We start from the raw sequence: 22,005 nt of genomic DNA, 5'->3' as shown, positions 1-22,005 counted from the left end.
ATTCAAAATGCCTTTTAAGTTATTTTTTTTATTCTTTCTTACTGTTTTCAGCACAACATCTTTTGCACAGGAAACGGTAGAATATTACGAACCAGTGAAAAGGGATAGCCTCAAAATCGGAAAAGGGGAAAAGGACTTTTTACCCTATATTCAGAGGGGCTATACGCTAACACTTCCGGAGGATAAAGCTGTTAAAGGGGTACTTGTTTTTCTAGAGGATTCTGGATATGACAAAAAGAATCGAAGCGCAAGGCAGATGTATGATGAGGCTTCCAAAAAAGGCTTTGCGGTATTATCGGTTTCTACCGAAATCCCTTTCGACTTTTACTTTTCCGAAATATCTATACGCTCAACAAATGAGCTAATTCAAAAAGCCTTTTCCAAGTATAATTTACCCAATGAAAATATATTCTTTTTAGGTGCAGGTCTAGTAGGGCATAGGGCGCTTAAATACATCGAATCCATGAAAAGGGGAAGTGACGGGTTTTGGCTGAATATTAAAGGGATCGTTATCTGCAACTTCACATTGGACTGGACAAGGAAATGGCATCAGCACACACGTGATATTAGAATCAACCATATTGACCTTTGGGAACCGACATTCATAAATTATATGTTGGAGACGAATTTGAAAGGAACTCCTAAAACTGCACCGGAGAATTATCACAGTTTTTCATCCTATAGCTACTATGATGAAAAGAATAGAAATATCGGGATTTACAAAAACTTTGTTGTCAGAGCTTACATAGAGCCCGCCATAAAATATAGGCTTAAAAAGTATCTCAGGACAATGTATGAAAACAATTCAACCGATGTGGTTGGTTTTTTGGCCGAATTAGAACTACAAGGGAATAAAAATACAGAATTAATCATCTTACAATCCGAGGACAATCCATCAGAAGAAAAGAACACACAATCAACTTGGGATAGAATAAATAAAATTGAGCTAGTGCATTGGATCCTAAAAGAGACCAAAAAGTAGGCTGGGTACTGGAATGGCTTTAAGACAACAGCCTGCTTCTCGGCGACTTCTACAGCGTGTGAGGATTTTAGGCCTAAGCATACTTCCAAAGTCAACAGCAAGCTGTGCAGCTAATCAACCATAAAAAATACGCAGTTAACTGCGTATTTTTTATATATTTGCTCAAACTTGTTTCTATGCACAAAGATTTGGTCCGACAGCTGGGTTACGCCAACCTGGATACTCGGTTAAAACGAATTAGCGACCATATGTCCCATAGTCTCCGGGCCATGTATCGAAACTTACAAATGGATACCGAGCCCAATTGGTATTTGGTATTATTCATAGTCAGGGAACAGCCCAATGTTTCTGTAATGGAAATCGCTGAAAGACTAAAATTTACCCATCAATCCGTTATGACCATAACGAACAAGATGATTGACAAAGGGTATCTCAAAAGCGAAAAAGACAAAATTGATAAGAGAAAAACCATTTTTAAGTTGACCGAAAAAGCCGAAAATAATTTGCCTCTATTTACCAAAATATGGGAGATAGGAAAGAAAGTCATGCTAGAGCTCCTGGACCAAAACATTGAGATTATGGAGCATCTAGAGCGCTTAGAAGCCAATCTTCATAAAGCGTCTTTTGGTGAACGCATTGCTGAAGAACTTAAAAAGAATCCGTTATGAAAAAACATTATTATCAAACGTTGTTAGAGTGGACGGGAAGCCGAAATAACGGAACCCAAGACTATACATCCTACAGTAGAGACCATAGCGTCACCATTGAAGGAAAGCAGCATTCCATTTTGGGTTCCTCGGATTCCTCTTTTCGAGGTGATCCTTCGCGCTATAATCCCGAAGAATTATTCCTCGCTTCTATCGCTAACTGTCATATGTTGTGGTATTTACATCTATGCGCGACCAATCACATCATTGTTTTGGAGTACTTGGATCATGCTACCGGGGTTATGGAGGAAGATAAAAACGGCGGTGGACGCTTCACGGAAGTCACACTTCACCCGTATGTAAAGGTTAAAGATTCAAGCATGATAGAGAAAGCCAATACCTTGCATGAAAGAGCAAATCGCCTTTGCTTCATCGCGAACTCCTGCAATTTTACAATCAAACATCAACCCAAAACCGAGGTGCTTAATTGAAACCTATTTAAAGAGCTCATTGAACCAAATAACAGAACTATAAGAGTTGATGCAATTTTGACATATCGCTTGCTGCGTAATTGAACGCTTAACCAAAATACATGGAAATAGAAAAAGTAAACATTAATCAGAAATTCCAAGAATTCAGGGATTATTGGTCCCCAAAGGTCTTAGGTGAACTGAATCATCAACAAGTGAAAATTGCAAAATTCAAAGGCGAATTTGTCATGCATCATCACAAAGAAGAGGATGAATTTTTTTATGTGATTTCTGGTGAGCTCTATATTGAGTTGAAGCATAAAACCTTGTATTTAAATTCAGGGGAATTTGTAATTATTCCAAAGGGAATTGACCATAAACCTTATGCGCCCAAAGAAGCTCATGTAATGTTATTTGAACCTTCCTCTACCCTTAACACGGGAAATGTGGATAACCATCTGACCGTCTCAGATTTAAACAAAATCTAATAGTCACCTGTGAGATTTGCACATATCAATATAGCCAGCACTGATTGGAGGAGGCTCTCGGACTTTTACATTAAAACGTTTAATTGTAAGCTTGTCCCACCTATTCGGAAACAGTCAGGCTTATGGTTGGATAAGGGGACAGGATTAAAGGATGCACATTTGCAGGGTGCTCACCTGTTACTTCCAGGATATGGTGAAAATGGGCCCACATTAGAAATTTATGAGTATGGACTCATGGATAACGGGGGAGTTAAAACTCCGAATACTAGGGGATATGGGCACATAGCCTTTGAAGTTGAAGATGTGGAAGAATTGCTTAAAACCCTAATTACTAATGGCGGCAAAACGGCCGGGGAAGTCACTGAAAAAGAAGTGGAAGGTGTTGGAAAACTCACCTTTGTCTATGCCAGAGACCCGGAAGGAAATCTTATTGAATTACAAAATTGGGAAAGAGCGTAATGATGTCGCATCAAAAACTAAACAAGGAACTGCTAGACGCTCCAATAAAGTTGGAGAATAACCAAGCTCTTTTGGTACCCTTTGAGGATATCCGAAACAAGGAGCTCAAACAAATTATTTTTAATGATGACATTTGGAAATACATGGGTTTGTATATCCGAAACGAAAAAGATTTTAAGGCGTACAAAAAGAGCACAATAAAATCAAAAGAAGACGGTATTAGTTACCCATTTATCATTATTGATAAAATGAAAGATGCTGTTGCGGGCTGCACTCGTTTTGGAAATATAGACTGGACCAGCGAGAAATGTGAAATCGGATGGACATGGTACGGCACTCATTTTCAGGGCACTGGCTTAAACAAAGCCTGCAAGTATGAACTCTTAAAATATGGGTTTGAAGCCATCGGATTTAGGCGCATTCAGTTTAGTGCCGACCTAGAAAACATACGATCACAAAAGGCCATTGAAAAGTTAGGGGCGAAAAAGGAGGGCATCTTCAGGAACAATTATATTGACTCCAATGGCAAAAGCAAACACGATGTATACTACAGCATCATTCGAGAAGATTGGGAAGAATTGAAAATCAGTTATTTTAAAGAATTCAAATAATGGATACCTAATTGAATTACCATAACAAAAAATTTAGGCCTATAACAAATACGTCCAATGGGGAGGTGTCCGAAGACCTCGTTTTTGAATACCAACAGAAAGGAAATGTAGTGACCTGTCGGTATCAAAACAGTACTATAGTGATTGGTCATCTCTTGGGGTTGGTCGATTCGGAAGGCAATATAGACATGCGCTATCATCAAGTCAATACTCAAGGTAAATTGATGACCGGCATCTGTACTTCATCCCCGGAACTTATGGAAAATGGTAAAATCCGTTTGTATGAGAATTGGGTGTGGACCTCAGGTGACAAATCCAAAGGGAATTCCGTTTTGGAAGAACTGTAGGAGCGCCATAAGAATGAAGACTTAAGAAAGTATTGTACGCAAAGGGGATTGTATAAGCAATAACCGCGAAGGGACAACAGTGTAAATCAACATAAATGAATAAAAAAAGAAATATTGGCATTCTAATTTTTGACCACGCGGAAGTTCTAGATTTTGCGGGTCCGTTTGAAGTGTTTTCCGTCACTTCCGAACTGAATAATTTTGAACCATTTGACGTATTCACCGTAGGTGAGAGTTTAGAATCGATAAGCGCTGTTAATGGGCTGTCGGTAAACCCAAAATATGATTTCAAGAATTGCCCTACTATTGATATCCTCATAATTGCCGGAGGCTCAGGAACCCGAAAATTGATGAAAAATAATGCTGTTTTGAATTGGATCAGTCAAGTTTACCAAAAAACGGAATTGACCCTGAGCATTTGCTCAGGATCCCGTTTATTGGGTGTATTGGGGCTGTTGGACGATAAGCCGTATTGTACGCACCATCAGGTATATGAACATATGCAAGAGCTTGTGCCAACGGGCGATCCACAGCAAGAAAAACGGTTTGTAAGCACCGGAAACATCTATACTTCGGGCGGTATTTCCGCCGGAATCGATTTGTCCTTTCATATTGTGGCAAAACTTCTAGGAGAAGAGTCAGCAAATCGAACCGCTACCTATATGGAATACGATTGGGGAGGCGAGAAATCATGATGCCTCTTGCTTTTAGGGGAACATGCTTATTTTTAATCATTGATAAATGCACTAGTTAATTATAAAGGCATTCTTAGCTCTTAATTTAAATTGGAATTTGATATGACTATATTTAAACGTCAATATGTTCATTTAAAATCCAGCATAATTTTGTTGTGTTTTTCGGTGTGCAGTCAGCCGTATCAATTTGCAAAACAATGCACGGGAAGCTGTCTTGAATGGAGTAAACTGATTTTTTTGATCAAAACGGCACACAGCGGAATGATTGAAATAAATTCATAAGAGAACGAGTGCAAGGATTACCTGCCCGCCACGGGCATGGTGGTACGGGGCCTTAAATTTTATACGGCTTTTTTTCGGGCATTTAAAAATTTTGAACACATGAAAATACGTATTAAAGGAAACTCGGTACGTTATCGATTGACCAAACCGGAAGTAGCGGCATTTTGCCAAAATGGCCGCTATGAGGAAACAACAAACTTTGGCACAAAAACCCTGATCTACGCCCTTGAAGGTAAAACGGGAATTAAAGAATTGGAGGCTGATTTTACGGAGGACACGATTACCCTTTATCTTCCCCAAGAGGAACTCTTAACTTGGGCCAACAACGACCGTGTTGGCTATGCCAATTCGGTGGAATGGAACGATAGCAGCGCACTTTCGCTTTTGGTGGAAAAGGACTTTACGTGTTTGGACAATACCATAGAGGACCAATCCGATAATTACCCGAATCCAAAATTGGTATAGTGGAATCCTTTTGTACCAATGGCTTCCCGGGCTAAGATGTATGCTTTTTAAATTCCGTAGGAGTTTGGCCCGTAAACTTCTTAAAGGCCCTGTTGAACGAGGCTTTGGAGTTAAACCCACTTTCAAACGCTATCCCTAAAAGGGTAAGATTCCTGTGGTCCCCCAGTTGTATTTTTTCCTTTGCGGCCTCCACGCGATACATATTTATAAAATCGAAAAAGTTTTTCCCCTCAAGACTATTGATTACTTGGGACAAATGATTGGGTTGTACTTTTAACCTTTCGGCCAGATTGTACAAAGTGAGCTCCTTGTCCAAATAGGGCCTTGTGGTTTTAATCAACTCCAACAGGGCTTGCTGTATCTGTTTTGACCCCTTGGCATCCAAGCCAGAATTCCGGTACTTCGAGGAATTGGCCACCGTTGTTTCCCTTTTCGACACATTGGCGGAATCAGAATCAGGATATGTATGCTCCATGAATACGGAAGGCTGGTGGAGACCGAAATACCCCATCAGGAAAATGAACAGGCATATGGCAATATGGGCGATCATCCCACCGTATTGTGGGATAACTATTGCCGTAAACCGATCTAACAATAAACCGGACCCTGCGATAAACCATATCATAAGGATACCCCAACTTAAAAAGCTGATCCAACCTAAATTCTTGTGTTCTACATTGGAAAAAATATGGGCCACACGGGCCCTGTGGCCCTTCAACTTAACCAGTACCAATACCAGATAGACCAAGAGACTCCCCATTTTTAAGATGGTTATTGAATTTCTCAGTATTGAGGCCATTTCAGTACCGGAAAATATTTGGATCAAAAAAAGGGTATACCCAATGCCGAAGGGAACAAAATGATAGGAGTGTTCCCACTTTAGGTAAAAACTTTCCTCGGTCAGGGATTTAGTGTACAGCCAAAGTAACGGTCCATGGGCAAAAATGGAAACTTCACTAAACTCCAGGATTAAATGCTGACCCAATGAAAAGGGAAGAGTTGCCTCATATAGCACGAAAAGGGAAATCAGGTTGGCCACGAACAGGATGAGCCAAACCACAAGAATTCGGTTCGCCAAGTATTTGTTCTGCTTTCCAAGAATCAATGCTATGATAAAAAGGGTCAAGCTGCCACTGGCCACAAAGAGGTACTGCATTGTTTTTTTATTAAAGGTAGAGATTTGTAAAAAGAACGACGGATCACTTTACAGGATTTCGTCTCATGTCCCAGGGAAAGGGTACCAACCTTCACGGTGCAGCGCTTAACGTCCCCGATCATTCTTGCTTTGCCGATAAAATTAAAAAACTCCATAGCATGAATGCCGTTCCCATTGTAAAGACTGAAGCCTTGAGCAAATCATTTGATGAAGGGGCAAAAAATCATACCGGAATCACCAATATAAGTATTGAAATCAATGAAGGGGAATTTACCGTTATCATGGGAAATTCCGGATCGGGGAAATCAACACTCCTGTATTTGCTGAGTGGACTTGACCAACCCTCCAAAGGACAGATTTTCCTGAACAATACCCCAATTCATAAGCTTGGTGAAAAGGCCATGGCCCTTTTTAGGAGAAATCATATCGGGTTTGTTTTTCAAGACTATAATCTTATTTCCGAGCTTAGCTTAAGGGAGAACATTCTTATTGTAGGGTACTTGTCCAAGCAAGACAGGAAGGTAGTTCAAACAAGGACATCCCTTCTTCTAAAGGAACTGGAATTGGATGATCTTGCAGATAGAATGCCCTCCCAAGTCTCGGGTGGGGAACGCCAGCGTTGCGCCATTGCAAGGGCCCTGGTCAATAATCCGAAGATTCTTATGGCGGATGAACCTACAGGCAGCTTGAATTCCTCGGCCTCCAAAAAAGTGCTTTCTTGTTTTAAAAAGGTTCATGAAGAGAGGCAAACCATACTTATGGTCACGCATAATCCAAAGTCGGCCTGTTACGGCGACAGGGTCCTTTTTATTCGGGATGGAATGGTGGTAGACTCCTGCAAATTTGGAATAAATGACGATTTGGAAGAACGTAATGAAACCTTAATACAGTGGTTAAGGTCATTGGGGTGGTAAGCTTAACCTATAAAAAGAAATCGATATGAAAAGTCTATTACTCATACAGCTAAGCTACCTCATCAAACGCAAGAGGGAGTTCCTTTTAGTAGGATTCAGTCTGATCTTGACCATTCTTTTACTAAGCATTGCCCTAAGCCTACTGCGTATTATTGGGGAACCTTTTGATATTACGTTCAACAACCTTAGGGCCTCTGAAATTCTTTTGCTATTCGATCATCGAAACGATGACAAGGATGAAATTACCCGATGGTTTTCCAAACAGGATGAGGTTTTGGATGTATCGGCTCCTAGTCCTTACATTATGGTAAATGCCCCGCTAATTTATGGGGAAAGCGAAATAGACCTTAGTGTTCAGTTAACGGAACACCATATGGGCCAATTGACCCAGGACCAGACCCGAATTTTAAAGGGAACGCTCACGGAACATCCAAATCATGGGGAAATATGGCTTCCAAGTCATTTTGAAAGAAGCTTTGATCTACATTTAGGCGATACCCTCGGGTTAAACATAAATGGAACGTTACGAGAGTTGAGGGTTTCGGCATTTGTGGTTGACCCCCACTATTTGAGCGCTATTTTTAATCCCACCCGAGCTTGGGTCGCTCCGGGCGAACTCCCTTTTTTGGCCCCCCTTTCCGAATTGAACAACAATGTGATGGGAATCAGGCTTAAGGACAGAGATCGGTTGGATGCTTTTTGGAAGCGCTTCAACGAAAGTTTCGAGTATGCCGGCAAAAGCTTGCAATACCCCATTTTCAAAAGGGCTTTTACAAGCTTTTATACCTTGTTGAGTTCCGTACTGTTAATTTTTTCGGTTATGGGCCTTTTGATATCCCTTTTAATAATCAATCATACGATCTCAAGCCATGTTTTTTCAGATTACAAGCAAATCGGGGTATTAAAAGGTTTAGGATTTACCCCTGGGAACATGGTTACCCTATACCTCCTGCAAATGTGCTTTCTTGCCCTGTTAGCTCTTCCAGTGGGTTTGTTCGTTTCATGGTTTGTGGTTCGAGCTGTGGTCAACTGGATAACCGAACCTATGGGAATACCGGACTTTACCTACGATTTAACTACACCGGTCTTGATCTCTTTTGGGATTACGCTCTTCTTAATTTTTGCAGTTTCTTTTTTTTCTGCTAGAAAAGCGGGTCTTGTAAAGCCCGTGGAGGCTATTCGGAACTCTTTTCAGCGAAAGGGGCGTCGCTCAAGAAAAGTACCCAAAGCCTTTTCTTCCTTATGGCTCCCGCTGTCCCTGTTATTGGGCGAGCGTTTTTTAAGCGGTCAAAGAAAGAACCTGGCTTTCATGGGAATCAACATGGCCGGAATTGTATTTGTGGTCATTTTTTGTGTGAATATTGCCAATTCCTTTGACAACATACATGCGGACCGGACTGCCTGGGGTTTTGATAAGGCCGATGTGGTAGTCAATCGCAATAGCTTCATCGTCCTACCTCTGAAACACGGCCAACTGATGGAAATGCTCCAGAACTACGATGATGAAATTCGCACTATAACCCCGTATAATTACGCCAATCTTTTTCTGCTATCCCGCGAGAACAAAGCGGTAAAGGAAATACAGGGTAAGGTCTATTCCGATGCTATTTCCAAAACAGGACTGGAAAATATAACAGGGCATCATCCTGCCTCCGCAGATGAGATTTCACTCTGCATAGGCACCGCCCAGGAATTTCACAGGAAAGTTGGGGATAAGATTCCAGTTTTTATCGAGGGGCAAAATAAAGTCTTTACTATAACGGGTATCTATCAGGATGTTGGAAATTTTGGACAGGGCTTTCGTTTACAAGAGAAGGCACTATTAGCCCTGAATCCACTATTTGAACCCCAATTTTATGGTCTTGAACTATACCCTAATGTAGAGCGGGACGTATTTAGATCACGGTTGGAGAATCAATTTGGTGAAACCATCCGAACAGAGCTGGGCATAGAAGATAGAAAGGCCATAGTATCCATGATTTCGAATGTGCGTATAGCTGTTTTTACCATTTCCCTATTTTTTGTTCTAGTCCTGGTCTTGATCATTTACAATGATCAGAACATTTATATCCGGCAAAAGAAAATATCCTTTGTAAAGCTTAAATCCCTAGGATTTACTATGAGGGACTTAAGAATGGTATTGCTTTGGAAGACAGCCTTGAATTTAGTTATTGGGATGTTCATAGGTATTCCTCTATCCCTTTGGTTAGGCCCTTCGATAATGAATATCCTCACAGCTGACATTGGTCTGGTCCGTTTCCCTTTTATCCCTTACCCAATAGGAATGATAGTTTCTATAGTAGTCCTTTTCGTGTTAGGGTCATTATCAGTATGGTTTGCCGCTAACGCCTTTCGAAAACTAGATTTTAGAATAATCTCGAATGTATAAATTATCTTAAGATGTTAAAAAGTTCACTGTTATTAAAACTTATCTTTTTTATAACGTTTTTTTTCTGGACAACCAAAAATGGAAGCGCCCAGGAACTTCGGGCGTTGGACCATTACTTGAACGAAGTCTATCACAACCATGTAATTCCCGGGTTTTCCGTGGTCGTGGTCAACTCGGAGGGATACTTGTATGCAAAGGGGTTCGGCAAGGAGCGATTAAATTTAGCAACTCCTTTTACCAAGACGTCCGTGAACGCCATAGGGTCGCTTACAAAGTCATTGACTGCATTGGGCATCATGCAGTTGGTGGAACAAGGAGATCTGGAGTTGGATGTTCCGGTGGTCCAGTACCTCCCTTGGTTTAGAACGGCCAATAAAAGTATGAGCGATAAAATCACCGTTCGTATGCTGCTTAACAATACCAGTGGACTTAAGGCAAGCCCAGAACCTATTTATGACGTTTCGGATAGAGCGTTGGAAAAATTGGTGCAGGACCTACAAAGTACCTTTATCACAAAAGAACCTGGAATGGCATATGAATACAGCAACCTAGGGTTTAGTATTGCGGGTTATCTGTTGAGTGAAGTGTCCGGGCTTCCTTATGCGGAATATCTCGATAAGCGAATATTTAGTCCTCTTGGAATGAAGAATACGTCTACCGACCCGGCAAGGTTTGATGCCATGGGAGCATTGGAAGGCCACTATCATGGAATTGAGCATGCTTATCCGGCATCCAGGGAAAGACAGTTTGAGTCCGGGGAATATATTCCTGCGGGTTCATTTACCCGCTCGACCGCCGAGGATATTGGAAAGTACCTGATTGCCCTACTTAATGAAGGGAGATATGGAAATATTCAGGTACTGTCCAGCGAAAGTATTAACGAAATATGGTCCCCAAACATTTCGTTCCCAGGACTGACCTTGGAAGAAGGTGGGGATGATCAACCAATACACTATGGTCTTGGGTGGATGCTATCCGAAATTGAAAGCAGAAAAATTGTGCATCATGGGGGAAGCACGGGCAAAATGTCCTCAATGACCATGATCGATTTAACAAACCAAATTGCCGTGACGGTATTGGCCAACCTTGACCTAACTTTCATTGACCAATATCAGTATCCTACCATATACCATATTGCAAACAACATACTGCATATTACCACGGGAGGCTCCGCTACATCCTTTGGACGGCCAACTATAGCCGACCCTTCACAAAATGATTTTGAGCTTGAGCCGGCTGAAGTGGAGAAATACCTAGGTGATTTTGTTCAGATTGCGGGAGGGGATTTCTGGGTGAATTTTGGACTTTCACTGCATATCAAGCGCCAAAGTGGCCAGGGTCTAGAGGCTATAGTGACGCGAGGTAAGGACACCATAACTCATTTTGAATTGGATTTTGCCTCACCATCCGCCGCAATAGGGCGCAATATGGCCATTCCTCAGAGGTTACAATTTAAGTTGACGCCTAATGGGAAGGTCAAAGGTCTTTTCTGTTCAGGAACGGAGTATAGTCGAATTAATGAACAACGTAGGCAGCATTTTAAAAGCGTAAACATAAAGGACTCTATAAACCTCTCCATACCCAATACCTGGGAACTGCAAGAAACCCCCTATGGTTTTGTGGTCAATGATCCGGAAAATGCCAGTACCCGAATACAGGGATATGTAAAAGACACGAGCAAAAGTGGGGACATCGATACTCGGTCCAATGTTATTTCGGACGCTGAATCCAATCAAAGTCAATGGTTTAGTCTACGGAAGGGAGAGTTCGTTTGGAAGCACCAAAGTATCTTAAATTCAAAAAAGGGAGAGATTGGGATACACACAACTTTTATAAGTGAAATGAGCCATGTACCCGTTCGTTTTGAGATTGCATCGAAAAGCGAAATTCACACCTTGATCCTTCAGGAGGTAATGATACCCTTATTAAACTCTCTTCGAATTTTACGGTGAGTTGAACCAATTATCATAAAAAATAATAATGTATTCCATAATAAATATAAATATAAATAAATAGGAAAAAAGCATAACCTTTGTATCAAGGTTATAAAAACCTGCCGAAAAAATACAATAGAATTAAAAGAATTGGGAAAAGTTCGCAAAACAGAACAAAACATTCTAGGGGTCAAAGGAGAGCGTACTAGGTTCGGGACTCCTTTTTTTATGAATGTTTGTGTAGATGAAAATATTGATTTTCTCAATGACCAAAAGCTTCGAATCCGAAAAGAAGATTATGGTAGGGAGACCAGTGAGCTCGATGGCCGCGATAAGAAATATGAAAAAGAAAAAAGAATAACAAGGGAGTTTCTATTTAAAAAATATCCAGCCTTGGGGATATGTTCGAAAGAGATGGTGAACCCAAAAATCCAATCAATTCCAAATACCAAATTTAGAGCTCCCTTTTAAACGGTTTTATTTGAATATCAGTAAATTAAACTTAAAATAATTTAAAATGCAACAGCAGACAAAATCTATTTTTTTGCCTCTTTTAGGCATGGTATTTCTGGTACTTTTAAACTTGATTTCCTTTATAAATGGGGCTCTTTTCCTAGATAAGCTCCTAGCTTGTAGTTTTATCCTGAGCATCGTTTTCTTGGCCAGAGTCCGTGAAAGCCTGGCACAACCTTCTTTAAAAGGGAAAGCTAAGAAAATTAAGCGTCCAAGCTATAGGGAATCCCACCCTCCACTTGCTAGGAGGGTATCGTAGTTCCACAGGCCGGAATAAAAACAATAAAGAAAGGAGTATCTGTTGACTACAAAGTCATTCGCTCTATTATGAATTTAAAAAGGAGGCGAGTATCGCCTCCTTTTTTTATCAAGTAAAATGTTGGCCTAAAAAAGCGCCCTGGAATTTTTCCATTCAATAACATTGATCAGCTTTCCGTTGGAATACGTAACTTCCCTTAAGGCTTCCCCGTTAGGGTTCCAGTAGAACCATTCCCCTATTCTTTTACCTTCCTTATACTCGCCTAAAGCAATTTTCTTCCCATTTTCATCGAACATAATCCACTCCCCTTGAAGTCTTCCGTTTTTAAAACAACCTATTTGGGAGATTTCCCCATTACTATGATAATAGATTGCTTTTACCATGGTATCGCTTAAAACTTCAAATTTTGGCTCCTTTTTTTGGGCATTTGCAACTGTCATAGATAGGAATACCAGTCCTACCATTGTGTTTAAAAGTCTCATTTTTGTTTTTTTAATAATAGTTTTGATTCTAATTTACTTGTAATGCTTTCTAGTTAAAGAAAGATGAACAGTCATACCTCCTTTGTGCCACCCAATGGACCCTTTTACTTTCGGACAACTTGGATAACGTTGAGATTCTCTTTTTGCGTGTTGGCATTTTCCTGAATGTTGTTTTCATGTCTTTGCTTTTTTAGTATGTATTTACTGGATGAGTGTTTTAAAGCACAAAGGCTTATTTATTTTTCGGGTACAAAGGAATGGCAGGTACTATTTTTTTACTATAAGGATTTGAGCAAAAACAATGACTCTTGTCGCTTGGGAAAGTCTAAAAGAGGAAAAATGCAAATGATGTCGCAAAAACTATCAATGATGTCTTAGGCCTTATTTTTATGGATGTCCTTTGGAGGATAGCCAAATTCCTCAACGAAACATTTGGTGAAATATGAAGGACTGGAGAAACCAACTTGAAAGGCAATATCAGAAACCCTTCCGGAATGCTTTTTGAGTAGTTGCTTAGCACGTTCCAAACGATATTTACGGATAAAAAGACTTGGGGTTTGGTCTAGGATGGAAAGCATTTTGCGATGTAGTTGTGAACGACTAAGGTTAATGGCATTGGCCAATTGCTCAACACCAAAAGTTTCGTCACCCAAGTTTTCCTCAATTTGATTGACCAATTTTTCCAAAAAAGCCTCTTCCATTGAGGTAACTGCAATCTCTTTAGGACTGATTAAAGTACTTTGGGCAAATCGTTTTTGTAATTTTTTTCGATTTAGGATCAAATTTTTTACCCTCACGTTCAACTCTTCTTTGTTGAAGGGTTTGGCCAAATAGGCATCTGCCTCAATGCTCAATCCTTTGATTTTATCCTCTTCGGAAGCTTTTGCGGTAAGGAGAATTACCGGGATATGTGAAGTGACCTCAGTATTTTTTATTTTTTGGCACAACTGGGTACCATCCATTTTTGGCATCATTACATCAGAAATAATAAGGTCCGGGACTTTACTTTGAGCAATTTCAAAGCCTATTTGCCCATTCTCGGCCTCAAGTATTTTGTAATGTTTTTGCATCTGGCCTTTGATGTATGCCCGCATTTCGGAATTATCCTCCACTACAAGTACTACTTCTTCAAAATCTCTACTTTCTCCATCTAAAACTTCTTCTACCAACAAAGTTTTGGCAATATTCGTTTTTGATTCCGGAGGGACGGGGGTCAATTTGGTCAGTTGATATTCTTCAAAATGAGCCTTGCCCAGAAGCAGAACAATTTGAAAAATGGTTCCTTGGCCGGTCTTGCTTTCAACATATATTTTGCCGCCATGTGCTTCTACCAATTCCTTGGTAAGCGAAAGACCAATACCTGTACCTTCATGCTCTCTGGATTCACTATTGTCGGCTTGGTAAAAACGATCAAAGATGTATGGTAATTGTTCCTCATTGATACCGATTCCTGAATCCTTCACTTCTATCAAGCATTTACCTTCCTGCTTTTCAACTGAAACCTGAACTTTACCGCCTTCTTTCGTGAATTTCATTGCATTTGAAAGCAGATTTATTAATACCTGTTCCATTTTATCCATATCATAAAAAACATGGAGCTCCTTTAAATCCGATGAAAATTCCAATTTGATTTTTCTTGAAACGGCCATGGAATCAAAGGACTCGGTCAACATGGAGACCGTTTTGATAATGTTTTGCTGACTCACCTTCAAATCCAGTTTGCCGGCTTCCAATTTGGATAGATCTAGCAATTGATTGATCAACCGAAGTAATCGTTTGGCATTATTGTTTATAAAAGCGAGCTTATTTTTTTGTAGGGGCCTAAGGCTATCATCCTCCATTAAATCTGATGATGGGCCTAAAATTAGAGTTAAAGGGGTACGGAGTTCATGGGAAATATTGGCAAAGAAACGATTCTTCACCTCATAAAGCTCTGCTATTTCATCTGCTTGTCTTTGGGTTTCGGCTACGGCATTATTGATGGTTTCTTGTAACCGAAGATTTTTTCTTTTCAAGTTTTTGGTACGCCATTGACTGAAGAGGTAGGTCATAACCCCTATCAATAGCATATAGGTTGCTATTGAAACCATATTCCAATACCAAGGACGGTTTACCGTAAAACCTATGGATGCCACGGGGCTCTGGATGAAATAATCGTTCAATGCCTTGACCTTAAAGGTGTAATCGCCAGGGGGCAGGCTTGTATACTCCTTTGTATGGCTGCGGGAGGGTTCAGACCAATCCGTATCAAAACCTTCTAGCAGATATTGGTATCTTTTATTTTCAGTATCCTTATAGCTTGTGGAGGAAAACTCGAAAACCAAGGCCCGATTATTGTATCCAATATTTTCGAGTCGCCCTGATACCGGAGGATTGAAATAGGTGGTATCGGAAGTTGACATTTTGGTTATATGAACATTGACCGTTTGGGCAATTTCATCCGCGTTTTCAATGTTGTATTCTACGAGACCTTTGATACCACCGTAATATACCTTTCCTTTTTCCACCTGAAAGGTTCTCGCTCCCCTTATATCGCCAAACCGGGTCGTATAGGTGTTCAACGGATAAGAATAGTGTTCGTATTTGTTTTCTTCTTTTTTGGAATTCAATAGAAACGGGCGGCCGTTTTTCTCGATTTCCATCCAAGTATCGGACTTCCGTCCATCCTTCCAAAAATCGGTAATGGAATCATTTTTTCTTTCATAATCCATAAATTGCCAGATATTGGCCGTTTTCTCGAACCTATCTTTTTCAGAATTGTAACGTAAGAAGAATTCCTGGTCCTTCGTAACGATCAGTTCTCCATGCATTGGAAACATTGTGGTCCTGCCGTTTGGAATGCCCTCCTCCAGAAAGTACTTTTTGACCTTGGCATTTTCAAAATCGAAAATACCTGAATCGGCAAGCGTATAGGTTATGGCATAAAATCCATTTACCCCGGTGTCTACCCAAATTTTACCGGGCCTTTCCTGGATCAGATGCTCGGCATCTTGGAAAAAACCGGTCAACTCCTGCTTTAAAATCCATTTGTCTCCCTCATACCTAACCTGAAAAAGGCCCTCTTCATACAGGCAAATAAAAGAATCATCATCTTCTGCCGGTCTAAGAATTTCCAAGAATATCCCCCGGGACTTGGTTTTTGAATGATTTATTGTAGTTATTCTTTTCCGAAAATCAATAGCGTATAAACTGTCCCTGCTCGTTGCGACGATAAGATGGTTTTGAATGGTGTCCAAATCCTGTATAAGGGAAGTTATGGAACCTACATACTCAAAGCCCTTCTGTTCCAAAACCTTTAAGCCGTCGGTAGTTCCCACATATAATTTATTGTTGAATCTTTGAACGGCCGTAGTGGTACCGTTTAGACCCATATCCGAATCATAGTAGCGCAGAGGGGCTGACAAATCCAATCGCGATATTCCGGTATTTAGCGCAAACCATATCGAACCAGAACTGTCCTCAAAAAGATTTCGGACTATTTCATTGCTGAAGCCATTATCCGAGGTCAAGTGCTTTTTTAGTTTTCCTTCCTCGTCCAAGATAACTACTCCACCCTTTTTCCGGGTCGTGAAAATTAAATCACCCGAAACCGTTTTCAGACCGTTGTCCACGCCGTATTCCTGAAGAATCTCTGAAGCTTCATTTTTAAACTCTACGAGCTCCTTGCCATCAAACAACCGAAGCGTATCTCTTTTCTCAATTATCCATCCTCTGTCAATAGGGAGCAAAAACTCCATTCCGACGAACTTTAATTTTTCACCGTTCGGAACAAGTTCAAACTCGTCTTTGTCGTTTAGTGCCATGAGCCCTTCCTTAGGGACATCTATGTATAAAGTTCCATCGAGAAGCAACAGTTTCCAGACATTGTTATCGGTGAACTCCCATAATTTGAATTCCCCATCTAAAGAAATGCGAAGCACAAAAACATCCGTTTGATAATATACATGTTCTTTATGGACCAGTGTGGTCCAAACCCTGTCAAAATTCTTCAAGCTATCGGGGACATGTTGCAAATAAGAGGTAAATTCAAAGTAGCCCGCCCGATTTTTAAAAAAACCTAGTTCGTTGTTCCCACCCACATAGATTCTATCATGCCCTGTGGCCAATGACCTAAGGGCCCTTTGATTGGGAACCATATTCAAATTCCACTCCTCACCATTGAAGCTTAATAGCCCTTCGTTGGCAAAGTACATTATGCCCTGTTTATCTTGCGCAGCGGCCCAATTTTGCCGATGGCCCCTGTATTCCTGAGGCTCGTATACGCGATAAAATGGCATTCCGCTTTCTTGGCCTATTGACACCAAGGAAATGAAGAAAAATACAACGGCAAAATAGGTTTTTATCATTGCCTAGATTATGCATTTGAATTCTGTGGTGCAATCTAAAAAATCGGGAGATAGTCGAAAGATAATCAGCCCTAGGATATGCCATTGTTAACTTAACGTTATGATTTTTAAGAAAAGCGTATTGAATTGCAAGGATACTTCACTTTAGAATTACACCAAGGCACCTGAATCTGCATCCATGGGAAACCCTAAAAAGTAAGCTGAAAGGACGTTTCCCTATTTGGCACGGAACGTACCTTGATATTTCCGCCATGCAAATGCATAATCTGTTTGGATAGACTAAGGCCAATACCGGTTCCCGCATTCTTGGTGGTAAAGAAGGGCACAAAGATTTCGTCAATAAGATCTTCCGGAATTCCGGGGCCGTTATCCCATACTTCGATAAACTTTTTACCAATTTCGTTGGTCCCGGATAAGATTTTAATGGTTCCTTTTTCCTTGCCTTCCAACGATTGCAGGGCATTCTTGCAAAGATTGATCAGTATTTGGGAAATCTGTTTTTCATCAATAAAAAGCTCCAGATCTTCAGGGTCTGCCTTTGCTTCAAAGTAAACGGCATTGCTTTGGCTCTGTTGGTCCATTAAGGTTTTTACATTGTCCAATAACTTTTGTGCCGGAACCAAAGTTTTGTCCGGCGGCGGTAAACTCAAAAAACTACGATAGGAATGTACAAAATCCATGAGGTTTCTACCTTGCTCTTGGATTACTCCCAAACCTTTGGCGGTATTTTTCACCAAATCCTCGGTAATATATTCGGAAGGTGCCAAGCCATCTTTAATCTGATAGTACTTAAGGATGGACTCTGAAATGGAGGTTATGGGAGTAATGGTGTTCATAATTTCATGGTTCAATACCCGAATAAGGCGTATCCATGAATCGGTTTCCTTTTCGTCCAGTTCCTTATGGATATCCTGAACGGTAACCAACAAAAGGGATTGCCTGTCCAAGGACATTGAAGTCGCTTTTACCGCCAAATGGGTCTTTTCCCGTTCGTTGGTCAATTGAACGAGCTCTCGATCAAATGGTTCCAACCTTTCAAAAATTTCATAAAGACCTTGGTCTACCTGGGCCAATTGTTTAATATGGTTCAAGGGTTTATAGTTCAACAGTTTTTCCAAGGTAGGGTTGGAAAATAGAATGTGGCCCTTCTTGTTGAAGGTCATGATACCAATATTGGCCTGTTTCAAAATCTGCTGATAATACTGTTCCCGGATTTGCAATTGAAGATGCACTTCCTGAATAAGTCCATTTACTCGGTTTAGGCTTCGGTTAAGTTCCTTGAAGGATTTAATGGAAACCTTTTCAGGGAAGCGTAGGGTAAAATCCTCATTTTTTATAGCATCAAAAAAATAAGCGATTTTTCGGTTGGTCGAGTTGATGAATGTAATTAAAAAATAGGTCTGGGATACCAAGAGTATGCCCAGAATACCGGTGGCCAAGTACCATTGGTTCACGAATGAAATAGCCAAAGCAATGGAGGTAAAGGTAATAAGCAGCACCCGCAGGATAAGCTGAAAGTAAAAATTACGACTTGCCATTTATTTGCCCAGTTTTTTCAGTTTATTATAAAGGGTCTGCCTGGAAATTCCCAATTGATCCGCTGCCGCACTGTAATTTCCATTGTTTTGTTTTAAGGCGTTATTGATCATAAGAAGCTCCATTTCCTCCAAGGTGTTTGGACCGGTTTCCATGGAAATGGGTGTGGCGGCGGTCAATAAAAAATCCTCAGGTTTTAATACGCTACCCTCCGAAAGGATGACCGCGCGTTCCATGGTGTGTTGTAGCTCACGCACATTCCCCGGCCAATTATAGGCCATTAGTTTTTCCTGTGCAGCCTGATTGATACGTAAGCCCTGTTTCCCATACTTGGACATAAATCTATTGAGATAAAAATCGGCCAAAACCAAAATATCGCCTTCCCTTTCCCGTAGGGGTGGGACATTGATTTGAATGGTATTGATGCGGTAGAGCAAATCCTCCCTAAAAAGACCATCGGCGACCATTTTCTCCAAATCACTATTGGTGGCACATATAAGACGGATATCCACCGGAATGGATTTGTTGGACCCTACCCGTACTATGGTCTTATGTTGAATAGCGGATAACAATTTGGCCTGGGTCTGTAGGGATAGGTTTCCAATTTCATCCAGAAAAAGGGTGCCTCCGTTGGCAGCCTCGAACTTTCCCGCGCGGTCTTCCTTGGCATCCGTAAACGCCCCCTTAAGATGTCCAAAAAGCTCACTTTCAAAAAGGGACTCGGATATGGAGCCCATATCCACGGAAATAAATACCTCTTGATTGCGAAGGGACATTCGATGTAGTTCACGGGCGATCAATTCCTTACCGGTTCCGTTTTCACCGGTAATTAAAACGTTTACATCGGTTTTGGCAACCTTTCGGGTCAAGTTGAGAACGGAATGCAAGGCCTTAGAATTTCCAATAATGTAATGCTTCTTTTGGTTGATGACCTGCTTTAGATTATCCTGTCTTTGCTTTAGCTCCTTGACTTGCTTTTGGGATTTTCGCAGTGCATAGGCGGATTTTACGGTGGTCAACAATCGTTCATTGTTCCAAGGCTTTAAAATAAAATCCGAAGCTCCCTCCTTTATGGCCTTTACGGCCAAATCTACCGCTCCGTAGGCAGTCATCATGATTACGGAAATATGGGGCGCTTTCTTTTTAATTTCCTTGAGCCAAAACAGGCCCTCGTTTCCGGTGTTTACCCCAGCGGAAAAATTCATGTCCAATAGTACAATATCCAAATCCCGAAACCCCGGAAAGGAGGAAATCTGATTGGGATTGGAAATGGTCGCTACGTTCTTGTATTCAAATTGAAGCAATATTTCCAAGGCGCTCAAAACACTTTTATTGTCATCGATTACTAAAATATTGGCGTCCAGCATGGGAAAAAATAAAGAGCCCTATGGCAGGGCATAAATTACAATTTAGATTCAAAAACCTCTTGGGTTCGGGAAAGCCAACCAACAATACTTGTATACAAGGCAGCGCGGATCAACCCAAACCGAGAAAAGACTTTATAAAGCTACAATTTGAAATTCAGTAGCGTAAATTAGTGTCAATTTTTTGGACACTATCTGTATAACTTTTTTACAGTTAGAAAATACATTGATACAAAAAAGAACTATAACATATTGATTTTCAACACCATACATATTTGGCACAACAATAGTGTACATTTTGGCACAATGAATATCGTATGAATTTGAAAGTAAAAATCATCATGTTCCTTATAGGCTTTATTTCCATACATCTATCGGCCCAACAGAAGTGGTCGTTGGATGAATGTGTATCTTATGCCTTGGAGCACAACTTACCCCTTAATGATTTTGAATATACCGCCCAATCCAATAAGGAAACCTATAGGCAATCCATTCGTAATCTGTTGCCCGACATTAGCGCACGGACAAACTACGTCATCAATTTTGGACGAAGTACAGATCCCTTTACCAATGATGTGGTCACTACGGAATTCTTCTCCAACAGTTATAATTTGGACGCTTCCATAGATTTATTTCAAGGCTTTCAAAAGTTGAACTCCATAAAGGCTTCCAAATTTTTGTATAAGGCCACTCAAGAGGAAGCCCTACAGCAAAAATATCTTTTGGCATTCCGAGTAATGCAGGCATTTTATGACATTCAGTTTTTTGAAGGATTGGTCGCCATTTCCAAGGAACAGGTGGCCGTATCCCAATCCAATTTGGACTTGGTAAAGAAACAGATAGAATTAGGCCTTATGGCGGGTGCCGACCTCTATGAAGCGGAATCCCTTTTATTGGCAGATAAACTGAACCTTACCCAAAGTGAAAATCAGCTGGTGACGGCAAAACTGCAACTGATTCAGGAAATGAACCTGGAAGATACGGATGATATCAGCATACAACCCGTAATGGCAAAAAAAGAGACTTCCAATAAATCAGTACAAATCCAGTCCGATTCCATTTTTGCCACGGCCCAAAGCTTTTTGCCTTTGATCAAGGCGCAGGAACTTCGGGCAAAAGCTGCAAAAAAGCAAGTTGCGGTGGCCAGGGGGGCTTTATCTCCTTCACTGAACTTATTTTGGGGCATAGGTACCGGATATTTTGAAACTACCCGGGACTCCTTAGAAAACACCATTCCATTTCGTCAACAATTCAGGGATAATACGTTTCAATTTGTTGGGGTTGGCCTTAATATACCCATTAGCAATAGATGGTCCAACCGGTCCAGGGTAAAACAAAATAAGATTGAACGTCTTAGGGCGGAGAACAATTTGGACGTACAAAAACAGGTGCTTTTTCAAACCATTCAACAATTGGTCCAGGAATATAAGGCCCTTCAGGCAGAGTATGAGCAAAGCGGCCAAAATGTGGAGGCGCAGAACCTGGCCTTTACCATTGCCCAAAAACGATTCGAAAAAGGATTGATCAATGCATTGGAACTATTTACGGCAAAAAACCTGTTTGCCAGCGCCCAAAATACAAACTTACAGGTGAGGCTACGTTTGGAAGTCAATAAAAGCACATTGGATTTTTATAGGGGCCTGCCGGTATTCGATATTAACTAAAG

The 22,005-nt window shown here is 40.8% G+C and carries 18 protein-coding genes; 13 read left to right on the top strand and 5 right to left on the bottom strand.

Features of this window, described 5'->3' with window-relative positions:
• Positions 1-7: 7 nt before the first annotated feature.
• The 9 genes from Q0993_RS12675 (at position 8) to Q0993_RS12635 (ending at position 5,446) form a co-directional block, all read left to right on the top strand.
• Positions 8-982, top strand: coding sequence for a hypothetical protein (locus Q0993_RS12675; RefSeq protein WP_299533542.1), 975 nt, complete (start codon positions 8-10; stop codon positions 980-982).
• A 176-nt stretch (positions 983-1,158) separates the two neighbouring features.
• Positions 1,159-1,650 (top strand): MarR family transcriptional regulator, encoded by a 492-nt coding sequence (locus Q0993_RS12670; protein ID WP_299533540.1) that lies wholly within the window; start codon positions 1,159-1,161, stop codon positions 1,648-1,650.
• Positions 1,647-2,120 (top strand): OsmC family protein, encoded by a 474-nt coding sequence (locus Q0993_RS12665; RefSeq protein ID WP_299533538.1) that lies wholly within the window; start codon positions 1,647-1,649, stop codon positions 2,118-2,120. The genes Q0993_RS12670 and Q0993_RS12665 overlap by 4 nt, the downstream gene beginning before the upstream one ends.
• 101 nt (positions 2,121-2,221) lie before the next feature.
• Positions 2,222-2,587, top strand: coding sequence for a cupin domain-containing protein (locus Q0993_RS12660; RefSeq protein ID WP_299533536.1), 366 nt, complete (start codon positions 2,222-2,224; stop codon positions 2,585-2,587).
• A gap of 9 nt (positions 2,588-2,596) precedes the next feature.
• Positions 2,597-3,046: a VOC family protein gene (locus tag Q0993_RS12655; protein WP_299533534.1), complete on the top strand. Its 450-nt coding sequence runs from the start codon at positions 2,597-2,599 to the stop codon at positions 3,044-3,046.
• Positions 3,046-3,657: a GNAT family protein gene (locus Q0993_RS12650; RefSeq protein ID WP_299533532.1), complete on the top strand. Its 612-nt coding sequence runs from the start codon at positions 3,046-3,048 to the stop codon at positions 3,655-3,657. Before Q0993_RS12655 ends, Q0993_RS12650 begins: the two co-directional genes overlap by 1 nt.
• An 11-nt stretch (positions 3,658-3,668) precedes the next feature.
• The gene (locus Q0993_RS12645) at positions 3,669-4,004 is read left to right on the top strand and encodes a n-acetylglutamate synthase (protein WP_299533530.1); all 336 of its coding nucleotides are present in this window, start codon (positions 3,669-3,671) and stop codon (positions 4,002-4,004) included.
• 95 nt (positions 4,005-4,099) lie between these two features.
• On the top strand, positions 4,100-4,699 hold the full coding sequence (locus Q0993_RS12640) for a DJ-1/PfpI family protein (protein WP_299533528.1): 600 nt from the start codon (positions 4,100-4,102) through the stop codon (positions 4,697-4,699).
• Between the two features lie 381 nt (positions 4,700-5,080).
• A complete protein-coding gene (locus Q0993_RS12635; RefSeq protein WP_299533525.1) occupies positions 5,081-5,446 on the top strand; it encodes a hypothetical protein in 366 nt (121 codons plus the stop codon).
• Between the two features lie 31 nt (positions 5,447-5,477).
• On the opposite strand, the gene Q0993_RS12630 is transcribed toward Q0993_RS12635, so the two are convergent.
• Positions 5,478-6,602: an AraC family transcriptional regulator gene (locus Q0993_RS12630; RefSeq protein ID WP_299533522.1), complete on the bottom strand. Its 1,125-nt coding sequence runs from the start codon at positions 6,600-6,602 to the stop codon at positions 5,478-5,480.
• A gap of 65 nt (positions 6,603-6,667) precedes the next feature.
• On the opposite strand from Q0993_RS12630, the gene Q0993_RS12625 reads away from it, so the two are divergent.
• Genes Q0993_RS12625 through Q0993_RS12615 form a run of 3 tightly spaced genes read left to right on the top strand, consistent with a single transcriptional unit; the run spans position 6,668 to position 11,857 of the window.
• The gene (locus Q0993_RS12625) at positions 6,668-7,516 is read left to right on the top strand and encodes an ABC transporter ATP-binding protein (RefSeq protein WP_299533520.1); all 849 of its coding nucleotides are present in this window, start codon (positions 6,668-6,670) and stop codon (positions 7,514-7,516) included.
• A 25-nt stretch (positions 7,517-7,541) separates the two neighbouring features.
• Entirely contained in the window at positions 7,542-9,905 is a 2,364-nt protein-coding gene (locus Q0993_RS12620) for an ABC transporter permease (protein ID WP_299533517.1), read from the top strand.
• 11 nt (positions 9,906-9,916) lie between these two features.
• A complete protein-coding gene (locus tag Q0993_RS12615; RefSeq protein ID WP_299533515.1) occupies positions 9,917-11,857 on the top strand; it encodes a serine hydrolase in 1,941 nt (646 codons plus the stop codon).
• Between the two features lie 879 nt (positions 11,858-12,736).
• On the opposite strand, the gene Q0993_RS12610 is transcribed toward Q0993_RS12615, so the two are convergent.
• The 4 genes from Q0993_RS12610 to Q0993_RS12595 form a co-directional block, all read right to left on the bottom strand.
• On the bottom strand, positions 12,737-13,093 hold the full coding sequence (locus tag Q0993_RS12610) for a nicotinic acid mononucleotide adenyltransferase (protein ID WP_299533513.1): 357 nt from the start codon (positions 13,091-13,093) through the stop codon (positions 12,737-12,739).
• A 374-nt stretch (positions 13,094-13,467) separates the two neighbouring features.
• Positions 13,468-17,439: an ATP-binding protein gene (locus Q0993_RS12605; protein WP_299533512.1), complete on the bottom strand. Its 3,972-nt coding sequence runs from the start codon at positions 17,437-17,439 to the stop codon at positions 13,468-13,470.
• 188 nt (positions 17,440-17,627) lie between these two features.
• Positions 17,628-18,977 carry an ATP-binding protein gene (locus Q0993_RS12600; RefSeq protein ID WP_299533509.1) on the bottom strand — a complete coding sequence of 450 codons (1,350 nt, stop codon included), beginning with the start codon at positions 18,975-18,977 and terminating at the stop codon, positions 17,628-17,630.
• The gene (locus Q0993_RS12595) at positions 18,978-20,342 is read right to left on the bottom strand and encodes a sigma-54 dependent transcriptional regulator (protein ID WP_299533507.1); all 1,365 of its coding nucleotides are present in this window, start codon (positions 20,340-20,342) and stop codon (positions 18,978-18,980) included.
• A 314-nt stretch (positions 20,343-20,656) separates the two neighbouring features.
• Between Q0993_RS12595 and Q0993_RS12590 the strand changes: the two genes are divergently transcribed.
• The gene (locus Q0993_RS12590) at positions 20,657-22,003 is read left to right on the top strand and encodes a TolC family protein (RefSeq protein WP_299533505.1); all 1,347 of its coding nucleotides are present in this window, start codon (positions 20,657-20,659) and stop codon (positions 22,001-22,003) included.
• The last annotated feature ends 2 nt before the right edge of the window (positions 22,004-22,005 follow it).

This window comes from Ulvibacterium sp. (assembly GCF_028285715.1).
Lineage (GTDB): Bacteria > Bacteroidota > Bacteroidia > Flavobacteriales > Flavobacteriaceae > Ulvibacterium.
Note: the sequence above shows the minus strand (reverse complement) of the source record. Positions and strands in the feature narration are given on the sequence as shown.

Coding starts and splice junctions, on each gene's coding strand:
- Q0993_RS12675 (WP_299533542.1), top strand. CDS start 8: ATGCCTTTTAAGTTATTTTTTTTATTCTTTCTTACTGTTTTCAGCACA.
- Q0993_RS12670 (WP_299533540.1), top strand. CDS start 1,159: ATGCACAAAGATTTGGTCCGACAGCTGGGTTACGCCAACCTGGATACT.
- Q0993_RS12665 (WP_299533538.1), top strand. CDS start 1,647: ATGAAAAAACATTATTATCAAACGTTGTTAGAGTGGACGGGAAGCCGA.
- Q0993_RS12660 (WP_299533536.1), top strand. CDS start 2,222: ATGGAAATAGAAAAAGTAAACATTAATCAGAAATTCCAAGAATTCAGG.
- Q0993_RS12650 (WP_299533532.1), top strand. CDS start 3,046: ATGATGTCGCATCAAAAACTAAACAAGGAACTGCTAGACGCTCCAATA.
- Q0993_RS12640 (WP_299533528.1), top strand. CDS start 4,100: ATGAATAAAAAAAGAAATATTGGCATTCTAATTTTTGACCACGCGGAA.
- Q0993_RS12635 (WP_299533525.1), top strand. CDS start 5,081: ATGAAAATACGTATTAAAGGAAACTCGGTACGTTATCGATTGACCAAA.
- Q0993_RS12630 (WP_299533522.1), bottom strand. CDS start 6,602: ATGCAGTACCTCTTTGTGGCCAGTGGCAGCTTGACCCTTTTTATCATA.
- Q0993_RS12625 (WP_299533520.1), top strand. CDS start 6,668: ATGTCCCAGGGAAAGGGTACCAACCTTCACGGTGCAGCGCTTAACGTC.
- Q0993_RS12620 (WP_299533517.1), top strand. CDS start 7,542: ATGAAAAGTCTATTACTCATACAGCTAAGCTACCTCATCAAACGCAAG.
- Q0993_RS12615 (WP_299533515.1), top strand. CDS start 9,917: ATGTTAAAAAGTTCACTGTTATTAAAACTTATCTTTTTTATAACGTTT.
- Q0993_RS12610 (WP_299533513.1), bottom strand. CDS start 13,093: ATGAGACTTTTAAACACAATGGTAGGACTGGTATTCCTATCTATGACA.
- Q0993_RS12605 (WP_299533512.1), bottom strand. CDS start 17,439: ATGATAAAAACCTATTTTGCCGTTGTATTTTTCTTCATTTCCTTGGTG.
- Q0993_RS12600 (WP_299533509.1), bottom strand. CDS start 18,977: ATGGCAAGTCGTAATTTTTACTTTCAGCTTATCCTGCGGGTGCTGCTT.
- Q0993_RS12595 (WP_299533507.1), bottom strand. CDS start 20,342: ATGCTGGACGCCAATATTTTAGTAATCGATGACAATAAAAGTGTTTTG.
- Q0993_RS12590 (WP_299533505.1), top strand. CDS start 20,657: ATGAATTTGAAAGTAAAAATCATCATGTTCCTTATAGGCTTTATTTCC.